The sequence below is a fragment of the Psychrobacter nivimaris genome (genome assembly GCF_904846365.1).
Taxonomy (GTDB): Bacteria; Pseudomonadota; Gammaproteobacteria; order Pseudomonadales; family Moraxellaceae; genus Psychrobacter; species Psychrobacter nivimaris_B.
The window spans coordinates 1-1,689 of the sequence record NZ_CAJHAL010000069.1; the positions used below are offsets into that span (position 1 = coordinate 1).

Sequence of the window (1,689 nt, forward strand, 5' to 3'; positions counted from 1 at the left end):
CCACTTCTGGTGCAATCAACTCCCATGGTGTGACGGGCGGTGTGTACAAGGCCCGGGAACGTATTCACCGCGGCATTCTGATCCGCGATTACTAGCGATTCCTACTTCATGGAGTCGAGTTGCAGACTCCAATCTGGACTACGATAGGCTTTTTGAGATTCGCATCACATCGCTGTGTAGCTGCCCTCTGTACCTACCATTGTAGCACGTGTGTAGCCCTGGTCGTAAGGGCCATGATGACTTGACGTCGTCCCCGCCTTCCTCCAGTTTGTCACTGGCAGTATCCTTAGAGTTCCCGGCTTAACCCGCTGGTAACTAAGGACAAGGGTTGCGCTCGTTGCGGGACTTAACCCAACATCTCACGACACGAGCTGACGACAGCCATGCAGCACCTGTATTCTAATTCCCGAAGGCACTCCCGCATCTCTGCAGGATTCTAGATATGTCAAGACCAGGTAAGGTTCTTCGCGTTGCATCGAATTAAACCACATGCTCCACCGCTTGTGCGGGCCCCCGTCAATTCATTTGAGTTTTAACCTTGCGGCCGTACTCCCCAGGCGGTCTACTTATTGCGTTAGCTGCGTCACTAAGTCCTCAAGGGACCCAACGACTAGTAGACATCGTTTACGGCGTGGACTACCAGGGTATCTAATCCTGTTTGCTACCCACGCTTTCGAGCCTCAGTGTCAGTATGATGCCAGGAAGCTGCCTTCGCCATCGGTATTCCTTCAGATCTCTACGCATTTCACCGCTACACCTGAAATTCTACTTCCCTCTCACCTACTCTAGCCTAACAGTTTCAGATGCAGTTCCCAGGTTAAGCCCGGGGATTTCACATCTGACTTATCAAGCCACCTACGCTCGCTTTACGCCCAGTAATTCCGATTAACGCTTGCACCCTCTGTATTACCGCGGCTGCTGGCACAGAGTTAGCCGGTGCTTATTCTGCAGCTAATGTCATCGTCTCCGGGTATTAACCGAAGAGTCTTCTTCACTGCTTAAAGTGCTTTACAACCAAAAGGCCTTCTTCACACACGCGGCATGGCTGGATCAGGGTTTCCCCCATTGTCCAATATTCCCCACTGCTGCCTCCCGTAGGAGTCCGGGCCGTGTCTCAGTCCCGGTGTGGCTGATCATCCTCTCAGACCAGCTACAGATCGTCGCCATGGTAGGCCTTTACCCCACCATCTAGCTAATCCGACTTAGGCTCATCTAATAGCGAGAGCAGTAAACTGCCCCCTTTCTCCCGTAGGTCGTATGCGGTATTAATACGAGTTTCCCCGTGCTATCCCCCACTACTAGGTAGATTCCTAAGTATTACTCACCCGTCCGCCGCTCGACGCCTGGTAGCAAGCTACCATCGTTTCCGCTCGACTTGCATGTGTTAAGCCTGCCGCCAGCGTTCAATCTGAGCCATGATCAAACTCTTCAGTTTAATCTTGCTATGAAGCTCTTTAAAGAAGCTTCTAAACTTGGCTCATTTAATCTGGCAAAATCGCTAAAAATTATGTTCGTAATGAATTAACTTTGAGTTTTTCTGCTGTCTTAAATGATAATTTTTATAGTTAATAATCTTTCCGAAAAGAAAAGATAGTCAACTTTATTTTTTAGCATTCTGAATCAGCAAAAATCCACACAAGTTGTTCTTTAGTTATGCTTTTAAATAATGTCTGACACTGTCGTCCAGTG

At 49.0% G+C, this 1,689-nt stretch carries 1 rRNA gene; it reads right to left on the bottom strand.

Going from position 1 to position 1,689, the window contains the following annotated elements:
* Positions 1 to 1,435: ribosomal RNA gene (locus JMX63_RS14345) — 16S ribosomal RNA — on the bottom strand; the annotation flags it as partial.
* Positions 1,436 to 1,689: the final 254 nt, after the last annotated feature.